Origin of the sequence: Streptomyces sp. NPDC001828, from assembly GCF_042892175.1 — a bacterium.
GTDB lineage: Bacteria > Actinomycetota > Actinomycetes > Streptomycetales > Streptomycetaceae > Streptomyces.
Genome location: NZ_JBIATV010000008.1, coordinates 103,060 through 119,244, shown reverse-complemented (window position 1 = coordinate 119,244; position 16,185 = coordinate 103,060). Strand labels below are relative to the sequence as shown.

At 72.0% G+C, this 16,185-nt stretch carries 16 protein-coding genes; 4 read left to right on the top strand and 12 right to left on the bottom strand.

Annotation, left to right across the window (positions count from 1 at the left end):
- Window positions 1–207 precede the first annotated feature (207 nt).
- Window positions 208–1,176: an acyl-ACP desaturase gene (locus ACFYZA_RS22620; protein ID WP_388492374.1), complete on the top strand. Its 969-nt coding sequence runs from the start codon at window positions 208–210 to the stop codon at window positions 1,174–1,176.
- A gap of 88 nt (window positions 1,177–1,264) precedes the next feature.
- On the opposite strand, the gene ACFYZA_RS22615 is transcribed toward ACFYZA_RS22620, so the two are convergent.
- Both ACFYZA_RS22615 and ACFYZA_RS22610 read right to left on the bottom strand, forming a co-directional pair.
- Entirely contained in the window at window positions 1,265–1,516 is a 252-nt protein-coding gene (locus ACFYZA_RS22615; RefSeq protein ID WP_382585858.1) for a WhiB family transcriptional regulator, read from the bottom strand.
- Between the two features lie 191 nt (window positions 1,517–1,707).
- Window positions 1,708–2,475 (bottom strand): GntR family transcriptional regulator, encoded by a 768-nt coding sequence (locus ACFYZA_RS22610; RefSeq protein ID WP_382585855.1) that lies wholly within the window; start codon window positions 2,473–2,475, stop codon window positions 1,708–1,710.
- Window positions 2,476–2,717: 242 nt separating this feature from the next.
- Here ACFYZA_RS22610 and ACFYZA_RS22605 point away from each other — a divergent pair, with 242 nt between their 5' ends.
- Window positions 2,718–4,046, top strand: coding sequence for a PTS transporter subunit EIIC (locus ACFYZA_RS22605; protein WP_388492373.1), 1,329 nt, complete (start codon window positions 2,718–2,720; stop codon window positions 4,044–4,046).
- 72 nt (window positions 4,047–4,118) lie between these two features.
- Window positions 4,119–5,171, top strand: a complete 1,053-nt coding sequence (locus ACFYZA_RS22600) for an SIS domain-containing protein (RefSeq protein WP_382585849.1) — start codon at window positions 4,119–4,121, stop codon at window positions 5,169–5,171.
- Window positions 5,172–5,183: 12 nt separating this feature from the next.
- On the opposite strand, the gene ligD is transcribed toward ACFYZA_RS22600, so the two are convergent.
- Window positions 5,184–6,197, bottom strand: coding sequence for a non-homologous end-joining DNA ligase (gene ligD / locus ACFYZA_RS22595; RefSeq protein WP_382585846.1), 1,014 nt, complete (start codon window positions 6,195–6,197; stop codon window positions 5,184–5,186).
- Between the two features lie 55 nt (window positions 6,198–6,252).
- Between ligD and ACFYZA_RS22590 the strand changes: the two genes are divergently transcribed.
- Complete coding sequence (locus ACFYZA_RS22590) at window positions 6,253–7,329, top strand: ATP-dependent DNA ligase (RefSeq protein WP_388492370.1); 1,077 nt, start codon at window positions 6,253–6,255, stop codon at window positions 7,327–7,329.
- Here ACFYZA_RS22590 and ACFYZA_RS22585 read toward each other — a convergent pair.
- From ACFYZA_RS22585 to ACFYZA_RS22545, 9 genes are all read right to left on the bottom strand, one after another.
- On the bottom strand, window positions 7,315–8,442 hold the full coding sequence (locus ACFYZA_RS22585; RefSeq protein WP_388492696.1) for a lytic transglycosylase domain-containing protein: 1,128 nt from the start codon (window positions 8,440–8,442) through the stop codon (window positions 7,315–7,317). The genes ACFYZA_RS22590 and ACFYZA_RS22585 overlap by 15 nt on opposite strands.
- A gap of 173 nt (window positions 8,443–8,615) precedes the next feature.
- Complete coding sequence (locus tag ACFYZA_RS22580; protein ID WP_388492368.1) at window positions 8,616–9,374, bottom strand: hypothetical protein; 759 nt, start codon at window positions 9,372–9,374, stop codon at window positions 8,616–8,618.
- A 31-nt stretch (window positions 9,375–9,405) separates the two neighbouring features.
- On the bottom strand, window positions 9,406–9,933 hold the full coding sequence (locus tag ACFYZA_RS22575) for a nuclear transport factor 2 family protein (RefSeq protein WP_382585792.1): 528 nt from the start codon (window positions 9,931–9,933) through the stop codon (window positions 9,406–9,408).
- Window positions 9,934–9,976: 43 nt separating this feature from the next.
- Window positions 9,977–10,846 carry a hypothetical protein gene (locus ACFYZA_RS22570; protein ID WP_388492366.1) on the bottom strand — a complete coding sequence of 290 codons (870 nt, stop codon included), beginning with the start codon at window positions 10,844–10,846 and terminating at the stop codon, window positions 9,977–9,979.
- 55 nt (window positions 10,847–10,901) lie between these two features.
- On the bottom strand, window positions 10,902–11,408 hold the full coding sequence (locus tag ACFYZA_RS22565) for a hypothetical protein (RefSeq protein ID WP_388492365.1): 507 nt from the start codon (window positions 11,406–11,408) through the stop codon (window positions 10,902–10,904).
- Window positions 11,405–12,712, bottom strand: coding sequence for an MCE family protein (locus ACFYZA_RS22560; RefSeq protein WP_388492364.1), 1,308 nt, complete (start codon window positions 12,710–12,712; stop codon window positions 11,405–11,407). Before ACFYZA_RS22560 ends, ACFYZA_RS22565 begins: the two co-directional genes overlap by 4 nt.
- A complete protein-coding gene (locus tag ACFYZA_RS22555; RefSeq protein WP_388492362.1) occupies window positions 12,712–13,908 on the bottom strand; it encodes an MCE family protein in 1,197 nt (398 codons plus the stop codon). The genes ACFYZA_RS22560 and ACFYZA_RS22555 overlap by 1 nt, the downstream gene beginning before the upstream one ends.
- Window positions 13,908–15,065, bottom strand: coding sequence for an MCE family protein (locus ACFYZA_RS22550; protein ID WP_382585778.1), 1,158 nt, complete (start codon window positions 15,063–15,065; stop codon window positions 13,908–13,910). The genes ACFYZA_RS22555 and ACFYZA_RS22550 overlap by 1 nt, the downstream gene beginning before the upstream one ends.
- Window positions 15,062–16,066, bottom strand: a complete 1,005-nt coding sequence (locus tag ACFYZA_RS22545; protein WP_388492360.1) for an MCE family protein — start codon at window positions 16,064–16,066, stop codon at window positions 15,062–15,064. Before ACFYZA_RS22545 ends, ACFYZA_RS22550 begins: the two co-directional genes overlap by 4 nt.
- Window positions 16,067–16,185 lie beyond the last annotated feature (119 nt).

Below are 16,185 nucleotides of genomic sequence, written 5' to 3'. Positions count from 1 at the left end.
GCCCCGCCTTCCGGGTTTCTCCGGCTCCGGGAGGTGACTTGCCTCTCGTTGCGCGCGAACGACCTGCGCATATAACAGAACGTAATCGGACGAAGGGGAAGGCGGGCTTGGCTGGGGCTTACGGCCGCCTTAACCTACGGTCTCGTAACCTACGTATGCGTAGGTACGCCTGCCGTCCCCCCTTTTCCGTCCCCCTGGAGCACACCCGTGACGATCACTTCTCCCCACCTCGGCAGTTCGGACGTGTGGACCGACGCCCGGCTGCTGTTCGCGCTGGAAGAGGTAGTCGAAAAGGAGCTCAACCGGCACCTCAAGGTCGCCAAGGACTGGATGCCGCACGACTACGTGCCGTGGTCGGACGCGCGCAACTTCCCCGGGTTCTTCGAGGACGGGGAGGCCTGGGACCCCCAGCAGTCCAAGGTCACCGACCTCGGGAAGATCGCTCTGGTGGTCAATCTGCTCACCGAGGACAACCTGCCGAGCTACCACCACGAGATCGCCTCGCTGTTCGGCCGCGACGGCGCCTGGGGCACCTGGGTGCACCGCTGGACCGCCGAGGAGGGCCGTCACGGCATCGTGATGCGGGACTACCTGCTGGCCTCGCGCGCGGTGGACCCGGACAAGCTGGAGCAGTTCCGCATGGCGCACATGAGTGAGGGCTTCGAGTCGGACAACCGGCACTCGATGCTGCACTCCGTCGCCTACGTCGCCTTCCAGGAGCTGGCCACCCGCGTCTCGCACCGCAACACCGGCCACCAGTCGGGCGACCCGGTCTGCGACCGGATGCTGGCGCGGATCGCGACCGACGAGAACCTGCACATGGTCTTCTACCGCAACCTGCTGGGCGCGGCCTTCGAGCTCGCCCCGGACCTGACGATGCAGTCGGTGCGCGACGTCGTCGTGAACTTCCGGATGCCCGGTCACGGCATGCCGGGCTTCGAGCGGGCGGCGGCGCAGATGGCGATCGGCGAGGTCTACAACATGCGGATCCACCACGACGACGTCCTCCAGCCGGTCCTCCGCTACCTGAAGGTCCTGGAGATCGACGGGCTCGGCCCCGAGGGCCTCAAGGCGCAGGAGGAGCTCGGCCTGTACATGGGCGGGCTCGACCGCGAGGCCGCCAAGTTCGACGAGAAGCTCGCCGCGCGCAAGGCGCGGATGGCCGCACGCGCCTGACCCAGGGCGACAACGCCGGGCCGGTACGGGATCGTCCGTACCGGCCCCGGTGCGTTCAGCGGGGCCGGTACGGCGGCGCGGTGTCCTCTCAGCGCTGCCGGGCGCGTTGCAGGGTCAGCCGCTCCTTCTCGGACAGACCGCCCCACACCCCGAACCGCTCGTCGTTGGCGAGGGCGTATTCGAGGCACGCCGTGCGCTGCTCGCAGGCCCCGCAGAGCTGTTTGGCCTCCCGGGTCGAGCTGCCGGGGGCGGGGAAGAAGAACTCGGGCCCCGCCTGGGCGCACAACGCGGTCTCCTGCCAGCCGAGTTCCCGGCCGGTGGTCATGGTGTCGTTCAGCATGCGTGCCACGCTGCCGGGCGCTGATCAACGTCCGGTCAACGAATGGTGAACGCGCGAGCCGGTAGCGTCCACCCGGCGCGCCGAGGTGCCGCGGGCCCTACGTCCGGGACGTTCGGGCCGCGCGCCCGCACCCGGGACGTACGGCCCTGCCGTTCGCGCCCAACGGCGGCGGCCGGGGCCCCGCGCGCGTGTCAGCGTGGCTGGAGTGTGGTGCGCAGACGGTAGCGGTCCCCGCTGTACTCGACGGTCGAAAGCAGCACGGGGCGCTGGTCCCGCGCGTAGATCGTCTGGTCGAGCGCGAGCACGGGCGAACCCGGCTCGATGGCGAGGTGGTCGGCCAGCTCGCGGCCCGCGCCGCGCGCCTCGATGGTGGTCTCGGAGCGGTCCAACTCGACGCCGCGGGCGTGCAGTTCGGCGAAGAGCGAGGCCTCGGTGAAGTCGACCTCGTCGAGGCCGGGTGCGAGCGAGGCGACGAGCAGGGTGCGGTCGACGGCGATGCGCACGTCGTCGAGCAGCCGCACGCGCTCCAGGCGCAGCAGCGGGGCGCCGGCCGGCACGTCGAGGCGGTCGGCGTCGTCCAGGGTGGCGGGGCGCAGCTCCTGGTGCAGCACGAGGGAGCTGGGCCGCATGTGCTTGCGGCGGGCCGTGGTGGTGAACGACTCCAGGTCGTTGGGCCACTCGCGGGGCGCCACGGGCGCCGCCACGAACCAGCCGCGCCCGTGCGAGGCCGTCACCAGGCCCTGGTCCACGAGGTGGGCGAGGGCCTTGCGCAGGGTGACCCGGGAGATGTCGAGCCGCTCGCCGAGCTCGCGCTCGGCCGGCAGCCGGGCGCCCGCGGTCAGCCCGCGCCGCTCGATCTCGTCCTGGATCAGCTCGGCGGTCTGGGCCCACAGGGGCGCGGGTCCGCTGCCCCGCTCGGGGAAGCGGGCGGGGCGGGCGGGGGTGGCGTCGGCGCTCATCAGGAACCTCCAGCAGGATCCCCGGAGCATACCACCGCATACCACTCACGTCGCCGCAGTGTACGGGCCCAGCGTCCCGGGCCTTTGGTCATCGCGCGAAATTTCGAGCAGACCACTATTGACCACTTGAATACCACTGCATACCTTTGGGCTGCGGCACCCGGCGAGACCCGGCGGCCGACCGGCTCGGCGGCCACGCCCCTGGATGGCCACGAGACCGCTTGCGCGATGGAGGAAGACGGATGAGTACGGGTCAAGGGAAGGCCGCGGGCAAGAAGCGCGGCGGCGGCGTCATGGCGGTCCTGCAACGCATCGGGCGCAGCCTGATGCTCCCGGTCGCCACGCTGCCCGCGGCGGCGCTCCTGGTCCGCCTGGGCGCGCCGGACCTGCTCGGCCGCGAGAACTTCCCCGAACTGATCCGCAAGCTCGGCATCATCCTGGCCGCCGGCGGCCAGACCGTCTTCGACTATCTGCCGCTGCTCTTCGCCATCGGCGTGGCCATCGGCTTCGCCAAGAAGGCCGACGGCTCCACGGCGCTCGCCGCCGCGGTCGGCTACCTCGTCTTCAAGGCGGTCCTGGCCAGCGACGCCTTCCCCAAGGGGGTGGACGGCAAGCCGCTGGACGCCAAGGTCTTCGGCGGCATCATCATGGGCCTCATCGCGGCGCTGCTCTACCAGCGCTTCAGCCGGACCAAACTCCCCGAGTGGCTGGGCTTCTTCGGCGGCCGCAGGCTGGTGCCGATCCTCTGCGCCTTCGCGGGCGTCGGCATGGGCATCGTGTTCGGTGTCGTCTGGCCGACCGTGGGTGGCTGGTTCTACCACTTCGGCGAGTGGCTGGTGGGCACCGGCGCCTGGGGGGCGGGCATCTTCGGCCTGGTGGTCCGCGCCCTGATCCCGATCGGGATGCACCACTTCTTCAGCGTCTTCCCCTGGTTCGACGCCGGCACCTACGTCAACCCGCACACCGGTGCGGAGGTGCACGGCGACATCGCGCGCTTCCTGGCGGGCGACCCGACCGCGGGCCAGTTCATGACCGGCGGCTTCCCGATCTACATGTTCGCGCTGCCCGCCGCGGCCCTCGCCATCGCGCACACCGCCCGGCCCGAGAACCGCACCATGGTCAAGGGCATGATGATCTCGGTCGCGCTCACCTCGTTCGTCACGGGGGTCACCGAGCCCATCGAGTTCAGCTTCATGTTCGTGGCCCCGCTCCTGTACGCCATCCACGCCGTGCTGTTCGGCGTCTCCATGGCGGTCTGCTACGGGCTCGGCATCCGGGACGGCTTCGGCTTCTCCTCCGGCGCGATCGACTACATCGTCAACTACGGCGTCGCCACCAAGCCCTGGCTCCTGATCCCCATCGGACTCGCGTTCGCCGCGCTCTACTACGCGATCTTCCGGTTCGCGATCGTGCGGTTCAACCTGCCGACGCCGGGCCGCGAACCCGTCGAGGGCGAGGACGCCGATGCCACGGGCACATCCATCGACGCACCTGCCGACACTCCCGTGCGCTCCCCCGACACCATTCCCTCAAGCGCCGCGGTGGAGGACGATCCGGCCTCCAAGGCCTGAAGCACCACCCGACCGCACCCGTTCAGCGCCCCCGCCGCCCGCATCCGGCGGGGCCCACGAAAGGACTCCTCCATGTCCGGATCGCGTATCACCTTCCTCGACGGCCAGAGCGGCCAGCCGCAGGCGCTTGAGCGCGTGATCGCCCATGTACGCCGACAGCTCGACGGCCCGGCCCTCGATCCGCTGCGCGCCGCCCGGCGCCCGCTGCTGGCCGGGATCGGCGCCTCCTACGCGGCGCTCGCCGTCCCGGTCGAAGTGCTCCGCGGCCACGGCGTACCGGCCCAGCGGGTGCTCGCCAGTGAGATCGAGGACGGGCTGCGCGGCTTCGACACCGATCTCCTGATCGGTGTCTCGCAGGGCGGCCGCAGCTCGGAGACGATCGCCGCGTTCAAGGCCGCGCGGGGCGTGCCGACGCTCGCCGTCCTCAATGTCACGCCCTCGCCGCTGGGTGAACTCGCCGACCTGACGGTCGACATGGGCAACGAGCCCGACTCGTACGCCTCGACCATCGGCTTCACCGCCACGGTCGTCGCCCTCGACCTGATCGCCGGGGCGATAGCGGGCCGCGCGGACGACCCGTGGGACGGCATCTGTGCCGAGGTGGAGGGCGTCCGCGCGCGGGCGGCCGAGGTGATCGCGGCGCTGCGCCGGCGCGCGGCCCGCTGTGTGGCGGCCGACTGCGTGGCCTCCGGCGCCTCCCGGGTCAGCGCCGAGGAGGCGGCCCTGCTGCTGCGCGAGGTGCCCCGGATGCCGGCCGCGGCCTCGGTCACGCGCAACTACCTGCACGGCGAGATGGAGTCGGCGGGCAACACCCTGCACCTCGTCTTCGGCGACGGCCGCGAGGTCGAGCTCGCCCGCTCGCTCTCCTCGGCCGGCCACCTCACCCTCCTGATCACCACCCAGGACGTCGACCCGGCCGAGAGCCTCGGCGTCGTACGCCTGCCGAGGACCGCGCCCAGCGCCCGGGTCGTCCTGGAGACGGTCGTGGCGCAGGAGCTGGTGGCCGCGCTCAGCGACGAACGGGGCGTGCCCATCGAGTCGTTCGTGTTCGCCAACGACGACACCAAGGAGGGCGGCGTCGACGCGGCCGACTTCGAGCTGGCTTCGCCGGTCGCGGCCGCCTGAACCGGAGCCGCGCTACTTGTCCTTGGCGCGGCTCGGCTGTACCCGCTTGGGCTCCCCCGGCATCTTGGGGTAGTCCGGCGGGTACGGCAGGTCGCCGAGCGCGTGGTCGTGCTCGTCCCGCTCGGCGAGTTCGAGGAGCGGCTCGAGACCGAAGGCGTGGTCGTCCATCTCCGCGTGCAGATCGCCGAGTTCGGCGAAGCGCGCGGGCATGGTGCGCAGGGTGAAGTCCTGGGGGTGGACGTCGTCGACCTCGTCCCAGCGCAGCGGCGCGGACACCGGGGCGTGCGGTTTGGGGCGTACCGAGTAGGCGGAGGCGATGGTGCGGTCGCGGGCGGTCTGGTTGTAGTCCACGAAGATCCGCTCGCCGCGCTCCTCCTTCCACCAGGCGGTGGTGACCCGGCCCGCCATCCGGCGCTCCAGCTCGCGGCCGATCGCGATGGCGCAGCGCCGCACCTCGGTGAACGTCCAGCGGGGTTCGATCGGCACGAAGACGTGGATGCCCCGCCCTCCCGATGTCTTGGGATAGCCCGTGATCCCCAACTCGCCCAGCAGGGCTCGTAGTTCATGGGCGACCGGGACCGCGTCGTCGAAGTCTGTGCCGGGCTGCGGGTCGAGGTCGATGCGGAGTTCGTCGGGGTGGTCGGTGGCCTCGCGCCGCACCGGCCAGGGGTGGAAGGTGAGACAGCCGAGCTGGGCGGCCCACAGCACGGCGGCGGGTTCGGTGGGGCAGATCTCGTCGGCGTGCCGGCCGCTGGGGAAGGAGATGCGGGCGGTCGGGATCCAGTCGGGGAGGTTCTTGGGCGCCCGCTTCTGGAAGAACGACTCCCCGTCGACGCCGTCGGGGTAGCGCTCCAGGGTGGTGGGCCGGTCCCGCAGCGCGCGCGTGATGCCGTCCGCGACGGCCAGGTAGTACCGCGCCACGTCCAGCTTGGTGTAGCCGGACTGCGGAAAGTAGACCTTGTCCGGATTGGACAGCCGCACGGTCCGCCCGCCGGCCTCCAGCTCGATCGCCTCGCCCTTGCCCATGCAGGCCACGGTAGGCGGCGGGCACCAATGCCGCATATCGGTGAGAATCGGTTCTATGGATCTCCCGGTGATGCCTCCTGTCAAGCCGATGCTCGCCAAGTCCGTGGCGAAGATTCCGCCGGGGATGAGTTACGAGGCGAAGTGGGACGGGTTCCGGGCGATCGTGCACCGCGACGGACCCGAGATCGTCATCGGCAGCCGCAACGGCAAGCCCCTGACCCGCTACTTCCCCGAGCTGGCGGCGGCCCTTGAGGAGCGGCTCCCCGAGCGCTGCGTGATGGACGGCGAGATCGTCATCGCGCACGAGGGCCGTCTCGACTTCGACCGGCTCAGCGAGCGCATCCACCCCGCCGCGTCCCGGGTGAAGCTGCTCGCCGAACAGACCCCGGCGTCCTTCATCGCCTTCGACCTGCTCGCCCTCGGCGACGCCTCGCTGCTCGACACCCCGCTGACCGAGCGCCGGTCGCTGCTGGCCGAGGCGCTGAAGGGGGTGTCGGCGCCGGTCCACCTCGCACCGGCCACCACCGACATCGAGGTGGCCCGGCGGTGGTTCGAGCAGTACGAGGGCGCCGGGCTCGACGGGGTCGTCGCCAAGCCGCTCGACCTCCCCTACCGGCCCGACGCCCGCCTCATGTACAAGATCAAGCACGAGCGCACGGCGGATGTGGTGGTGGCCGGGTACCGCCACCACAAGAGCGGCCCGGTGGTCGGCTCGCTCCTGCTCGGCCTGTACGACGGCGGCGGCGCGCTCCAGCACGTCGGGGTGTGCGCGGCCTTCCCCATGAAACGGCGGGCGGAGCTGATCGAGGAGCTGGCGCCGCTGCTCATGGCCGACCCGGTCGCCGAGGGGCACCCGTGGGCCGCCTGGGCCGAGGAGGCCGCACACGAGGGCGCCCGCCTTCCGGGCGCGCCCAGCCGCTGGACCGGCAAGAAGGACCTGTCGTGGGTGGCCGTGCGCCCCGAGCGGGTGGTCGAGGTGGCGTACGACCACATGGAGGGCGACCGGTTCCGGCACACCGCGCAGTTCCGCCGCTGGCGCCAGGACCGCTCCCCCGAGAGCTGCACCTATGCCCAGCTGGAGGAGCCGGTCCGCTACGACCTCGCGGAGGTACTCGCGTCAGGGGGTGGGTGAGGGGCAGCCGGGACCGGAGGGCGAGCCGGACGGCTGCGGCGTCGGCGAGGCCGAGGGCGAGGGTGATCCGCCGGGGCAGTCCGGCAGGCCGGGGCTGCCCGACGGCGAGGGCCCGGGGCTCGTGCTGCCCGACGGCGAGGGCGTAGGACCCGGGCTGCCGGAGGAGGACGGCGACGGGGAGGGCGAGCCCGAAGGGGGCGGCGAGTGCGGTGGCGACGAAGGCGAAGGGCTGCCGCCGGGACGCCCGGGCACGGGAGCGGAGGGCCCGCCGCCCGGCTGCGGCCCGATCACGATGCCGCCGCCCTGCTTGCGGCCCTTGTCGTCACCGATCTGCCGGGCGCTGCCCGCGCCGGGCGTGGTCGGCAGCACCCCCTTGCCGTCGGGCACGGCGTGAGTGCCCCGGCGGTAGAACTCGAGCCACGACAGGACGGTGCGCAGATAGTCGGCGGAGTGGTTGTAGCCGAGCACCGCGCGGTCGAGGTCCGCCGGAACGGCCAGGTCGCGCGCGTCCGCGCACAGATACGCCCCGGCGGCGAGCGCCGCGTCGAAGACGTTGTTGGGATCCTTGCGGCCGTCACCGTTGCCGTCCTGGCCCCATGTCGCCCAGGTGGACGGGATGAACTGCATCGGGCCCACCGCGCGGTCGAAGCGGGTGTCGCCGTCCAGGGCGCCGTGGTCGGTGTCGGCGATGTTCGCGAAGCCCGCCCCGTTGAGCACCGGGCCGAGGATCGGGGTGAGCGTGGTGCCCCGCACGTCGACCCGGCCGCCGCCCGCGTGCCCCGACTCCACTTTGCCGAGGGCGGCGAGCAGTTGCCACGGCAGATGACAGCGCGGCGCGGTCCCGCGCAGCCGGGTCTCCGCCCGCTGGTACGCGGCGAGCACGGTGGCCGGGATGCCCTCCTGCGTCCACACCGGGTCGACGACGCGCACGACGGGCGGGGCGCTCGGCGTCCGTGGCGCGGCCACGAGCGGCGGGAGTTCGGTGTGGTACGAGCCGTCGGAGGGCGGCTCGACCCGCACGGCGGCGACCGGGCCCGTGGCCGCGGGCCCCTCCTGGTGCGGCGGCGCGGGGCGCAGCAGACCCGGGGCCTGGGATGCGGTGAGCGCGGCCATCGCGAGGGCCGCGACCGCGGTGCCTGCGGCCCCGCGCCGTAACCGCCTGCGGCCCGCGAGCAGTGAGAGGCGCCGCAGGTGGGCGAGGCGCGTCGGGGGTTTCACGCCGAGGCGCGTCGAGGGTGTCCCGCCGAGGTGCGTCGAGGGTGTCCCGCCGAGGTGCGTCGAGGGTTTCACGATCCCTGCCCGAAGGTGTCGATGCCGGAGATCTGCCAGGTGCCGCCGCCCTTGCGCGCCACGTCGACGGCGAACATCGCGGCGGCGTAGGTCGTTTCGGGCTTCTTGCCCGCGGTGCGCGTGCTGCTCTGGTCGGCATAGACCAGGACCCGGGCGCGGGAGCCGTCGATCATCTCCACGCCGCTCTCGGTCACGGTGGTCGTCAGGACCAGCTTCTGGTCCTTGCCCTGGGCCCGTACCGCCGCCAGCATGTCGTGGTGCTGCTGAACCGCCTTGCCCGTCAGCAGGGTCGCTGCCGCCTTGTCGGCGGGTCCGGAGTCCGCGTAGTTGTACGAGAACAGCGCGGCGACGGCCTTCTCGGTCTGGCCCTTGACCTCGCTGGTGCGGGCGGGATCGGTGAGCGCGACGTTCTGGGCGGCAGGGTCGGACCGCAGCGAGTCGGCGCGGGTCGCGGCGAACGCGGCGAAACCACCGAGCAGCACGACCAGGACGCACAGGACGACGGGCGCGCGCACGGACGGCACACGCCGGAGCCCGGTGCGCGCGGCCAACGCCCTCAGTGAGGCGGGAAGGCGGCGCCGCGCCGGGCGGTCCACGACATCCCCCGAAGGCGTCTTGACCTCCGAACTCGGCTTCACGCCAGGCGGGTTGACGGTTTTCGTTCCCCGCTCCTGGGGGGCTTCGGTGGCAACGCGGGCGGCGCCGGCGTTGGCCAGTCGGCGCTGACGGTTGACCAGGTGACGGGTCGTCGACATGTGCGGCTCCTGTCCGGGTGCGGGTGGGTGGTCAGTTGGCCGCGCTGTTGCCGACCGGCGCCTGGCCGAGGGCACTGAGCTTCCAGCCGCCGGTGGTACGGGTGAGTTCGCCGAGCATCCTGCTGTCCTTGGCGGCGGGCTTCTCCTTGGGCGCCTGCACGGTGATGCGCAGCGCCACCATCACCCTGGCCCTGCCCGCCCGGTCGTCGAGCTCGGTGACCGCGCCGTCGAGGACCTTGGCCGTGGTGACGGTCCCCGCCTGCCGCACCTGCTTCTCGAACTCGCCCCGCCCGTCCGCCAGTTGCTGGTGCAGGTCGCCGGTGGTGGAGTCCTGCCACATGTCGAGGCCGTGCGCGAGGTCGTTGTGGTCGAGGGTGGAGAGGTTCTGCACGGCCTGCTCACCGGCCGCGAGGACCTTGTCCCGGGAGGCGGCGTAGGCGGCCGAGTCGTCGTGCGCCGCGCCGTACCAGGACCAGCCGGCCCACACCGCGCATCCGCCCGCGAGCAGGGTGAGCACCATCGCGGCGATGAGCAGGGGCTGGGTCGTCATGCGTGCCATGTTCTTCGTGCTCCCTCTAGCAGGGCCCGGCGGCGGGCTGTTCCTAACGGGCTCGGATGTCGGTGATCTGCCAGTGCCCGTCGTCGAGTTGGGCGGTGATGGACAGCTGGGCCGCGGCCGTGGTGGCGGCGCTCGTGCCGCGCTGGGCCCGCTGGTCGAGGAAGACGAGCAGCTCCGCCCGGTCACGGGTGAGCCGGGTGACGCCGGCCCGCACGACGTGGGTGGTCAGACTGAGCTTCTGATCCGCCGCCCGCTGCCTCAACTCCCCGTACAGGGAGGCGAACTGGCTCGCCGCACGTCCACCGAGCAGCTCCTTCGCCGCCTGCTCGGTGGCGCTGGTGTCCTGCCCGGAGTACGAGAAGACCTTGCCGAGCGTGTTGCTGACGTCGCCGATGACGCGGGTGGTGGCGGGGGCGTCGGTGAGCGCGCGGTTGGCCGTGGCGGGGGTGTGGGTCAACTGCCGTGCCTGGAAGAGGAGTCCGGCCCCGGCCAGGAGGAGGACGAGAACACAGCCGAGCGTGAGGGCGCGGCGCAGGCGGTTGGCCGGGGGTGCGGCGCCCTCGACGGCGTCGGCGGCCGTGCCGGTGTCTGCGTACGCGTCGGCGTCGGCGGCCGGGTCCGCGTCGGCGGCCTCATCGGCGTCCCTGCCGGTGTCCACATCCGTAGCCGCGTCGGTGGCCGGGGCTGTGTCGGTGGCCATGGTCGCCGCCGTGGTCGCCGCCGCCGTGACCGTATCCGCGTCCGCGTCGGCAGCCGTAGCCGTAGCGGTAGCCGTTTCGGTGTCCGCGTCCCTGCTCGCTTCGCCGCCCCTGGGGGTGCGCGCCTCCTCCGGGTCCGAGTCCTGGCCCCGGTCGGAGGCCCGGTCCAGACCCGGGTCCGAGCCGGACGCCGGCTTCAGCTCTGCTGTGCTCACGCTGTCTCTCCCTCTCGGTCCCCACCGGCCGTCGGCGGTTCCTGTCGGCCGGGGCTCAGGACGCGGCGACCGGAACCGCACTCAGTGCCTTCAACTTCCAGCCCCCGTCGGTGCGTTCGAGCGCCGCTTCGAGCCGCTTGCGGTCCGTGGTGGCCGCGCCGCCCGCCGGGGTGAGCCGGACCTGGACCGTCGCGATGAGCTTCGCCGTGCCCGAGCGGTCGTCGAGTTCGGTGACGGCCGCGTCGGTGACCTCGCCACGGGCCGAGGCCGTCGGCTTACCGGCGCCCGTGCGGCGCAGTTCGTCCTGGAGCGGACCCGTCGAGGAGTCGAGCCAGGTGCGCAGTGCCGCGTCGGGGTGGGCGGCGTCCAGCGTGGAGAGCGCGGCGATCTGTGTACGGCCCGCCGCCAGGGCGGCGTCCCGCGAGGTGGCGTACGCGACCGAGGCGTCGTTCCGCGCCTGGAGGTACGCCCATCCCGCGAACGCGGCGAAGGCGACCGAGACGGTGAGGGCGGCCGCCACGAGGGAGCGGCGCAGCCTGGGCCGGGCGGGAAGCGCGATCACGGGCGTCCGTCCTTTCCGCCGGCGCCGGGGGCGAGCCCGAGCAGTCCGGCCAGGTCCGAGGGGCCACCGCCGGGCAGCGCGGGCAGGGCCAGGGCGCCGGGGAGCGCCACCGGCTGGGCGGCGGGCGGTGCGGCAGCGGTGGGCGCGGCCTTGCCGGGAGGCAGGGCGCCCGGCTGGGCCGGGGGGCCGAGCGGGGCGCCGGCCGGGGCGTGCGCCGAGCCCCGGACGTCCCTTCCGCTACCCGCGGGCGCGGTGCACCGCGCCTTGGTGTTGAGGTTCGGCGTATCGAGCGTTTCGAGGCCGTTGCGGTAGACCGTGCCGCCGTATCCCTCGGTGCACGGAAGCGGCGCGAAGAAGGTGACCGCCATGCCCAGATTGGCGCCCTTGGTGTCGATGGCGGTGGCCCCCGCAGCCACCAACGGCGGTACTTTGACGAGGAGTTCCTCGATTCCGCGCTGGCGGGTCACCGCGACGTCCGCCGTCGTGAGGAGGTTGGCGAGCACCACGCTGATCGCCGGATTCAGGTCCCTGAGCAGCCCGCTGACCTGGCCGGCCGCGTCGGGCGCGGCGGCGATCAGCCTGCGCAGATCGGTGTCCGAGCCCTTGAGGGTCGCGGCCAGTTGCTGGGCCCCCGACGCGAAGGTCTTGATGGCCTGGCCCTCCTCGGCCTGGGTGCTCAGGACGGTCTGGCCGTCCGCGAGCAGCGTGGTGGTGCTGGGCAGCGCCTTGTCGGCGGCCCGCACGAAGTCGCTGCCGTTGTCGAGGAGGACCTGGAGATCGTCACCGCGCCCCTCGAAGGCCTTGCCGAACTCGTCGACGACGGTGCGCAGCGAGTCCAACGGCACCGACGCGGCAAGGCTGTTGACACTGGAGAGCACGGTGGTGACAGGCGCCGGGGTGCTGGTCTGGTACTGGTCGATCACGCCGCCGTCACCGAGGTAGGGGCCGTCGGTGGTGGTGGGCCGCAGGTCGATGTACTCCTCGCCGACGGCGGACAGGTTGGCCACCACCGCGTCGAGGGCGGTCGGGATGGGCGGCGCCGAGTTGTCGATGCGCAGCTCGGCGACGACGCCGTCGTCGGTGAGCCCGATGGGTCCGACCCGGCCCACCGAGACGCCCCGGTAGGTGACGTTGGAGTGGGTGAACAGGCCGCCGGTCTGGGCGAGATGGACCTTCACGGTGTAGTAGTCGCGGAGGCCGACGTAGTGACCGACGTCGGCGTACCGGAACCCGGTATAGCCGAGCACGAGCACCCCGATGACGAGGAACGCGAGGTTCTTGATTCTGGTCGCGAGAGTCAGCATCAGCTCGTCCCCCCGGAGCGGGAACCAGCACCTGAATTAGAGCCCGAACCGGAGCCGGATCCCTGTCCGGACGTGGAGTCGGCGACGGACGGCAGAGCCAGCGGGGCCTTCTGCGCGCCCGGTGTCGTCGAAGGCGACGGCGACGGCGTGGTGAGCGGCGGGATGAGCTGGGTGCCGGGCGCGGCCGTCACGGCGAGGTAGACATTGAGGTAGTCGCCCTTGACACCGCGCAGCACCTCGTCGGTGAACGGATAGGTGAGGAGCACCTGGAGCGAGTCCGGCAGGTCCTTGCCGGAGTCCGCGAGCGCCTGGAGCGTCGGCGCGAGCGCTTTCAGGTCGGCCACCATGTCGTCCTTGCTCTTGTTGATCGTGGAGACGGCCACCGTGGAGAGGGTGTCGAGCGACTTCAGCATCGTCAGGAGTGAACCCCGTTGCTCCTCAAGGACTTTGAGGCCCGGCGACAGGCCGGTCAGTACCGTGCCGACCTGTTCCTTGCGGGTGGCGAGGGTGGCGGAGAGCCGGTTGACGCCGTCCAGGGCGTCGGTGATGTCGCCGCGGTGGCCGTCCAGGTCGGTGACGAGGGTGTTGACGCGCTGGAGCATGGAGCGGACCTCGGGTTCGCGGCCGCCGATCGCCTTGTTGAGCTCGGTCGTGATGGTCTTCAGCTGGCTGACGCCGCCTCCGTTGAGCAGCATCGAGAGCGCTCCCAGGACCTCCTCGACCTCCGGGTTGCGGTTGGTCCGGGAGATGGGGATCGCGGCGCCGGGCCCGAGACGGCCCTGGGCCGTCTCCTTGGTGTCCTCGGCCGGTCCGGCGAGCTGAACGAACTTCTCGCCGAGGAGGCTGGACTGTTCCAGCTGGGCGTAGGCGTTGGCGGGCAGCCGCACGTCTCCCCTGATGCGCATGGTGACCTTGGCGGACCAGCCGTCGGGGGCCAGCGACACCTTGGTGACCCGCCCCACCGCGACGTCGTTGACCTTCACCGCGGCTTGCGGAACCAGGCTCAGCACATCGGCGAACTCGGCGGTGATGTCGTACGGGTGGCTGCCGAGGTCGGCCCCGCCGGGCAGCGGGAGCTGGTCGATCCCGGAGAACGACGGCGCCGAGCAGCTGCCCAGGGTGAGGGCCAGGGCCACGACGACCGCGACCCCGGCGCCCAGCGCGGCTCCGGTCCGCCGGGTGATGCGCGCCGCCATCAGCGGTCCCCCTTCTTGCCGGCGGGACCGGAGGCCGAGCCGCCGTTGGCGCCCTTCACCGGGTCGGTCGAGGTCCCGTAGACGGTGCCGACCGGGGGCAGGGGCAGCGCTGGGAGCGCTTTCAGGCGGTTCTCCGGCACGGGGACGAGTCCCGCGCCGCCCGTCACCGCTGGATTGCCCGGGAACACGATGTCGCCGCCCATGCTGACCTCGTTGATGTTGCCCCGGCCGTCGAGGGTGCGATGGACCGGGTCGTAGGCGTTGAGAGCGTTTCCGGCGGCGAGCGGCGCGGTGTCCAGGGCTTCGGCGAGGGAGGCCCGCTGCTCGACGAGGATCTGGGTGAGCGGGACGAGCTTGTCGACTTCGGCCTTGAGGCTGCCCCGGTTGTCCTGGATGAACGTCTTGACGTTGCCGAGCGCGGTGCCGAGTTCCTTGAGCGCGCCCGCCAGGTTGTCCTTGTTGTCGGCGAAGAACGAGGTCACGTCGGCGAGTTGGTTCTGCGCGTCCCGCACCGCGCCGTCCTTGTTCTTCAGCATGGTGGTGAACGTCTGGAGGTAGGACAGCGTGGCGAAGAGATGCTCGCTGCTGCCGTCGAGTGTCTTCGCGGCCTTGCCGAACTGCTCGATGGAGTCGCCGATGGCGGCGCCGTTGCCGTTCAGGTTCTTGGCTCCGGTGTCGAGCAGCCCGGAGAGCGCTCCCGAGGAGTTCGCGCCGTCGGGGCCGAGCGACTTGCTGAGCTCGGTGATGGAGGCGTAGAGCTGGTCGACCTCGACGGGGGTGGCGTTGCGGGCGGCGGGCAGTTCGGCCCGGTCGGCGATCTCGGGGCCCCCGGTATAGGCGGGGGCGAGCTGGACGTACCGGTCGGCGACCACGCTGGGCGAGACGATGGCGGCCCGGGCGTCCTTGGGCACCCGTACGCCCCGGTCGAGGGTGACCACCACTTTGACCTGCTGGCCCTGCGGGGTCACCGAGTCGACCTCGCCGACCTTGACACCGAGGATCCGCAGGTCCGACCCGGGGTAGACGCCGACCGCGTGGTCGAAGTAGGCGGTGATCCGCTTGCCGCCGGAGTCGGCGAACACCGTCAGCCCGCCGACCACGGTGACGGCGATCACCGCGAGGGCCAGGACGATCGTGAGAGCGCGTCGCCGGCTCATGGGTAGCCTCCGTTCTTCGGCGGCATGCAGCCGGTGGTCGGGAGCGATTTCGCCGGGAGGTAGTTCCTGGGGACGAGCCCGCAGATGTAGGTGTCGAACCAGCGGCCGCTGCCTACGGCGTTGCCGACCAGCCGGTAGTAGGGCCCGGCCAGGGCGAGCGTGCGGTCCAGGCCTTGCTGGTTCTTGACGAGGACGTCCGTGACGCGCCCCAACGCCTGGAGCGTGGGCGCCAGTTGGGCCGAGTTGTCCTTGACGAGGCCGGTCAGCTGGGTGCCCAGGCCCCGCGTGCCGGTGAGGAGCGCCTGGATGGCGTCGCGGCGCTGCTTGAGCTCGCCGAGCAGTAGTCCGCCGTCGTCGATGAGGGTCTCGAAGCTGCTCTTCCTGTTGGCGAGCGTCTTGGTCAACTGCTCGCTACCCTTGAGGAGTTGGGCGAGCTGGGTGTCGCGCTGCGAGACGGTCCTGGAGAGCGCCGAGAGGCCGGAGACGGCGGTGCGCACATCGGGCGGTGAGTCCTTGAAGGTGTCGGAGATCGTCTCGAAGCTCTTGGCGAGCTGGGCCGTGTCGATCTCGCCGATCGTGTTGCTGAGCCCCTCGAAGGCCTGGGTGACGTCGTACGGGGATGTGGTGCGGGCCAGCGGGATGCGGCTGCCGGGGTTCTGCTCGGCGCTGCCGAGCGGGTCGATCGCCAGGTACTTCTCGCCGAGCAGGGTCTTGATGGCGATGGCGGCGGTGGAGGCGTCGCCGATCCAGGCGTCCTTCACCTTGAAGGTGACCTTCACCTTGGCGCCGTCCAGGGACACCCCGCGGACCTCGCCGACCTTCACCCCGGCGATCCGCACCTCGTCGCCGTCGCGCAGCCCGGCGGACTCGGAGAAGTCGGCGCTGTAGGTCGTGCCGCCACCGATGAGCGGCAACGAGTCCGCGTTGTAGGCGGCGAGGCCGATCAGGGCCAGGACCAGCAGACCCACCAGGCTGACCGCGACGGGGTTGCGCTCCTTCATGGGCTTGAGGCGGGGCCGGCGCCGGGCAGGGCTTCTGCGGTCGGAGGGCTCGGGGGCGGGGCGCGCGGCGGTGGGGCGGGACCGGCGCGGGATCCCGGGCCACCGGGGTGCGGGGAGTC